The sequence below is a fragment of the Arthrobacter sp. P1_B3 genome (assembly GCF_056406615.1).
Genome location: NZ_JBFTZV010000053.1, coordinates 1 through 5,178, shown reverse-complemented (window position 1 = coordinate 5,178; position 5,178 = coordinate 1). Strand labels below are relative to the sequence as shown.

General features: G+C 62.3%; 7 protein-coding genes. 2 read left to right on the top strand and 5 right to left on the bottom strand.

The features are described 5' to 3' along the window. Nucleotides 1-161 (bottom strand): transposase (locus AC1D2F_RS23620; RefSeq protein WP_476967884.1); only part of this gene is annotated, 161 nt, incomplete at its 3' end. Nucleotides 162-305: 144 nt separating this feature from the next. On the opposite strand from AC1D2F_RS23620, the gene AC1D2F_RS23615 reads away from it, so the two are divergent. Together AC1D2F_RS23615 and AC1D2F_RS23610 are read left to right on the top strand one after the other, a co-directional pair. Next, nucleotides 306-557, top strand: coding sequence for a zinc-ribbon domain-containing protein (locus tag AC1D2F_RS23615; protein WP_476967883.1), 252 nt, complete (start codon nucleotides 306-308; stop codon nucleotides 555-557). Between the two features lie 349 nt (nucleotides 558-906). Next, complete coding sequence (locus AC1D2F_RS23610) at nucleotides 907-1,725, top strand: hypothetical protein (RefSeq protein WP_476967882.1); 819 nt, start codon at nucleotides 907-909, stop codon at nucleotides 1,723-1,725. On the opposite strand, the gene AC1D2F_RS23605 is transcribed toward AC1D2F_RS23610, so the two are convergent. The 4 genes from AC1D2F_RS23605 to AC1D2F_RS23590 form a co-directional block, all read right to left on the bottom strand. Continuing rightward, on the bottom strand, nucleotides 1,712-1,951 hold the full coding sequence (locus AC1D2F_RS23605) for a hypothetical protein (RefSeq protein ID WP_229995598.1): 240 nt from the start codon (nucleotides 1,949-1,951) through the stop codon (nucleotides 1,712-1,714). The two genes, AC1D2F_RS23610 and AC1D2F_RS23605, sit on opposite strands and share 14 nt — an antisense overlap. A 122-nt stretch (nucleotides 1,952-2,073) precedes the next feature. Next, nucleotides 2,074-2,655, bottom strand: coding sequence for a recombinase family protein (locus AC1D2F_RS23600; protein ID WP_476967881.1), 582 nt, complete (start codon nucleotides 2,653-2,655; stop codon nucleotides 2,074-2,076). Nucleotides 2,656-2,901: 246 nt separating this feature from the next. Then, the gene (locus AC1D2F_RS23595) at nucleotides 2,902-3,267 is read right to left on the bottom strand and encodes an FtsX-like permease family protein (protein ID WP_229995596.1); all 366 of its coding nucleotides are present in this window, start codon (nucleotides 3,265-3,267) and stop codon (nucleotides 2,902-2,904) included. A gap of 633 nt (nucleotides 3,268-3,900) precedes the next feature. Then, the gene (locus tag AC1D2F_RS23590) at nucleotides 3,901-5,007 is read right to left on the bottom strand and encodes an IS110 family RNA-guided transposase (protein WP_476967880.1); all 1,107 of its coding nucleotides are present in this window, start codon (nucleotides 5,005-5,007) and stop codon (nucleotides 3,901-3,903) included. Nucleotides 5,008-5,178: the final 171 nt, after the last annotated feature.

Sequence of the window (5,178 nt, the reverse complement as noted above, 5' to 3'; positions counted from 1 at the left end):
GTGTCGTGTTCCTGCCGGTACTTCTTCAGCCAGTTACGCAGCGTCTCGGCACCGACCCCGTACGAGTCGGCGACGGACTTGATCGTTTTCGAAGTCGAGACGACTTCCTCGCACAGCTGGTCCTTGAACTCCTGGCTGAACCGGCGACGTGATGCAGGCATTCTGCACATTCCTCATTTCAGTAGTCCCCCGATTTTAAGGGGGCCACTGTCCGAGAACTCCGTGGCGGCCCACAGCGGACTGGAAGAGGAACCGGCTGCGGGTATTGCTCGGGTCGCTATCCCACGCGCGAGACGTCCCTTGCTGTGCTTCGCCCTGAACTGGCAAGACAACTTCACCCGACACTGAATGGAGAGGTGACTGCCGAAGTGCTGTTGCCTCACACGGGCAAGGTGGTGTGGTGGCTCTGCAGCAGCGGCTACGTCACGCAGGATTCAGTGGCCGATCGGGCAAAGGGCATGGTTTGCCAGCAGTGCCCGAACGCGCGACGCACAGTGACACCCGGGGACGGCGAGAACTGGGCTTTCGACGCATTCTCAAAAACGATCGTTTGTTGAGTGCCAACATGACGGCCAGCCGTGGTGCTGCTGTCCCCGGGTGTGACTGTTAACTTCGTTTGGCGGTTAATTCACAGTTCAAAATGGCGGTTCGTGCTGCGTTTAGGTGTCCCCGGAGCGGGCACAAAGTCGGGCTAATGCAGCTGATGCTTGGCCTTCCTCCCGAAGATCGGATCTGAATAAGGCCATAAGTACCGAGGGAGCGAGTACCCGCTACTCGTGACAGAGAGAGCAACCGTGTCCTATGATTCAGGCGCCGGAAAGATCCGGCGCCTGAAGCGGCCAGTCTCACCGCGCCTGGCTTCACAGCCCCAATAAACACCGGTGACACATTTTCCGGGGAGAGACCATGAAGAAAACCCTGCTCGCGTTGGCCACAGCAATCGCACTGATGTTCGCCGCCCCGATGGCCGCAACAGCCGCCACAGCGATCAACAGCAGCAACAATAGCAATAACAGCAGCAACAACAGCAACAAGAACAAAAACGACAACAAGAACAAAAACAACAAGAACAAGAAGGCCCCGGCCCCGGTCTGCCAGCCCGGCACGCCGCCACCTTCCAACCAGTACCCGGGCGTACCCGTGGTGGCAACCAGTTTCGAATCCCGAACGCTGGAGGGGTTTATTGCCAGCACGTCGGGGACCGGGACGGCCTCTGTCACTTCCGACCAGCACCATTCAGGGGGCTGCGCGRCCTTCCTGCACGTCACGGATGACTCAGGCTCGGTGGCCAAGATGTCAGCAACCCTGCCGGCGGGCTCCTCGGGCGCCTACGCCGACGGCTGGTTCAATATCAAGACGGCGGGCAACGTAGGAAACAACGTCCCGTATTTCCGGTTCTTCAATGGTGGCATCCGTGTGGCCGATGTTTTCCGCGACAACGGCAGCGGCCAACTGTGGCTGCGCGTAGCGTCCCCTTCGGGCACTTACGGATACACCAACCTTGGACTGGCGGTACAGCTCGGCTCCTGGCACAAGGTGGTGATGCGCGTGGTGGCCAACGGTGCCGCCTCCACCGTTGAGGTCTGGTTCGACGCCAGCCTCCTCTACTCCAGCCACCAGGTCAGCACAGGGTTCACGACGCTGACCCGGGTGCAGCTGGGGGCGGAGCACCCCCGGCAGGTGGGCGACAGCTATGTCGACGATGTCATTATCAAAGCTTCATAACGCCGCTGCCATACGCGGACTGGCTACTGGCGCATGTGATTGAGATCCCGCCCGGCAGAAGCTCGAATCTGATCAGCTGGAAGGGACGTTCTGCAGCAGGGTGGAGGAAGCCGAACTCGAGGTCGATGTGCTCGTCTTTGAGGATGGCGCCCGCGATGACGGCGATCTGGCTGTCATCATGTTCCAGGTAGTCTCCTCGCACTGTGCCATATTCGACCGTTGTCATTTTCAGGAGTCGTCTGCACCAGTTCATGGGACAGGACGGGGCGAGGACTGTTGACATCGGGATGCCAGAGGTCCGTGCACCGTCATGCATTTTTTCAACAGTCGTCTGCACCAAAGGTCGAGCTACGGGACTGCAACTGCTTCAGGGTTCGTCGCCGGGACCCAGCGGTACAGTGTGGGCACCGAGACCCCGAGGCTGGCGGCAACTTCCTTTGGCGGCGTTCCCTGGCTGAGGAGCTTCCGAGCTGAGCGGAACTTGGCTTCAGTCATTACACGTTTGCGTCCGCCGACCCGGCCCTGTTCGCGCGCTGCCTGTAGGCCTGCCTGGGTGCGTTCGACCATGAGCTCGCGTTCCATCTGCGCCAGGGAGGCCATCACGTTGAAGAAGAAGCGGCCCGAGGCGGTGGTAGTGTCGATCGAATCGGTGAGGCTGACAAAGCCAATGCCGCGCTCGTTCAGGCCTCCGGCGAAATCCAGGAGGCCCTTCACGCTGCGGCCAAGACGGTCCACCTTCCACACGATGAGAGTATCTCCCTCACGGAGTGCTTCCAGCGCTTTGGCGAGACCTGGGCGGCCGGCCTTGGTACCGCTCATTGTGTCCTCAAAGATGCGGTCACATCCTGCACCTTTTAAGGCAGCCAACTGCAGATCAAGGTTCTGGTCGCGCGTGGACACTCTGGCGTAGCCGATACGGTGTGCAGCCATATGGGTTTCTCTTCTCAAAACTCGATGCGGACTCCTGGCTCGACCGTACAGTTCCGAGAACTATTTATGAGAACCGCCCGGCGGGGCGGGGCTTCTCATTGCAATGGCGGTTTCCCGCCGAACTGCGCGGCCTTCGGGTCCCTGGCCGCAAGCGCCGCCATTCTCGATTTAAGGTGTTCTTGAAATCCTTCGTTTCCGAGAAGGTCGCTGGCATTCCCATGGCCGGCGTTCGTGGGGACTGCGGTTTCATTCGAAGCGTGTAGCCGTCATTGGGGTATTGCCCCGGATGAGACCGAATGTCGCGGTGACCGCTCCGAGGGCCAGGAGCAGGCTGAGGCCCAGAGCCGTGAAGTAATCGGGGGCCGGCCAGGTCATCTGGTAGGTGTCGTCAATGAAGGTAACCATCAGCCAGGCCACGAGGAATCCGAGGCCGACTGAGAGCAGCAGCACGGTCAGGAGCGGGACTGCTGCTTCACGGGTGATGATGCGGCGCAGGACGGAAACCGGCATCCCCATCAGTCGCATCAGACCCAGAACTCTCTTACGGTCCAGAACGGCGGAGGCGGTGGCGACGGCAAGGGACAGGCCGGCGATTGCGATCGCGACAAACATTCCGCGGCATGTGGGGGCTACCCCGGTTGACGGACATACGCCCTTTGACGGGTGCCGGACTCAGTTTCCTGGCGGCGGCTGAACGGAAACACGCGGTGCCGCCGTGTCTTCCTCGCACATCGTTGCTGGGGGTCCCTCAAGCTCCAGCAGGCGCCGCCTGCAGACGATGCCGCGGAATGGGAATCTCACTGCTGATGATCCGCGGTGTCGCGACTCGCTCCCTTCGTGCCCGGCGATCCAGATTGGCCCGGGGAGTCTGGACATTCGGGCACAAGTTGTGGTTCTCCGCTGGCGTTGGGCCACGCAACAGTCCGGAGGTGACATAAAAGTAACACCTGATATGTGGGTGTTCCTTGTCAAGAGGGCAAGGGTGAGCGGTCCAAGGCTCTCGTGTCTTGGACCGCTCTTTCGTATCCGTTCGTGGCCTCATCCGGCGGGCTGGCGCGTCGTGATCGACGGCGCTGTCAGACTGATATGCGCGGGTTGGTTACCGCAGGACGAGGTGTTCGGCTGGAGGGGTGCCGCGGGTCTAGCAATGTCGGGCGTCACCGGTGTTTGTCGGTTGTCCATAGGTGTTTCGCGGGTCTTCTCCACGCTGCCAAGCCATCGGAGTCGGCGGGGGGAACGGCACGTCTATTCATCCGTCCATGGATGTTCCTGTTGGACCGGGGCTGCCAGGGACCAGCACCAGCCGGCCAGTTCGCGGGCGATGGCGACGTTAGCGATGACCCGGCGTTTGTGCCGGGCGTCGAATTGCTCCCATTTCCGGTGCAGCCGGTGGTTGCCTTGATGGCCTCGGACCCGGGAGGCCTCGTCGGCTGCTTCCCACCGGGTGCGCATCTCACGGCTGGGGTGGGTGTAGGGCCGGCGGTGGTGCCAGGCGGCCTCGACCAGCAAGCGCCGGGCATGGGTGTTCCCGGTCTTGGTGATCGCGCCTTGGGACCGGGAGGCGCCCGAGGAATGCTCGGAGGGGACAAGGCCGAGATACGCGCCGATGGTGGAGCCGGTGAAGCGGTTCCAGTCGCCGATTTCCACCGCGAGGCCGAACGCGGTCAGCACCGAGATACCGCGCAGACACATCAGGGCCTGAACGACCGGTGCATACGGCCCGGTTGCCGCCATGGCGATGATCTTTGAGTCCAGCCGGTTTCTGCGGTCCAGCGTCAGCTCCGCCGTTTCCAGGCTGGCCTCGTACGCGGCCTGCAGCGCAGGGTCGTCGAAGTGTTGCCGGTGCAGCCAGGTGTGGTGGGCGTCGGTCCAGGCCTGGCCGCCGGAGTAGACCAGGCCGTGACGCAGCAACAACTTCGAGACGCGGTGTCTGGCCCGCATCAGATCAGCCCGCACGTCCTCGCGGGCCCGCACCAGATCCCGGGCGGCCTCCTGTGAGGGTCCCGGGACGCGGACCGGGGTTATCTGGCCCAGCAGGGCCAGCCGGGCGAGATGTTCGGCATCTCGGRCGTCAGTTTTCACCCGGTCCCCGGACGGTCGCTGGAGCTTGGACGGCGCCGCGACCACGCACTCGATCCCCGCTGATGTCAGAAGCCTCGCCAATCCGAATCCCGTCGGACCGGCTTCGTAGACAACCAGGATCGGGCCCGGCAACCCTGACACCCAATCGGCGATCCCGGCGTCGTTCGCCGCAAGACTCTGGCGCAGAATCTCGCCGGTTTCGCGGTCAATGGCGCAGCCCTTCACACTGCGCGCATGGACATCCAAACCGACGTAGGTACGGTTATTCATGGCTGGAACCTCCAGACGTTCAAATGTGGCTCTACCAGTCCACACCCCGCACGAGACTGCGGAACAGGCCCCCGGACCGGCAACCCACGAACCTCTTTGAACCCGAGGTTCCAGTCCTACGTCAGGACCGGCCCACCACACTTCCGGCCCACCACACTTCATATCGTCTAG

Excerpts from the sequence above, each read along its gene's own strand:
- AC1D2F_RS23600 (WP_476967881.1), bottom strand. The coding sequence starts at position 2,655 with ATGGCTGCACACCGTATCGGCTACGCCAGAGTGTCCACGCGCGACCAG.
- AC1D2F_RS23605 (WP_229995598.1), bottom strand. The coding sequence starts at position 1,951 with ATGACAACGGTCGAATATGGCACAGTGCGAGGAGACTACCTGGAACAT.
- AC1D2F_RS23595 (WP_229995596.1), bottom strand. The coding sequence starts at position 3,267 with ATGTTTGTCGCGATCGCAATCGCCGGCCTGTCCCTTGCCGTCGCCACC.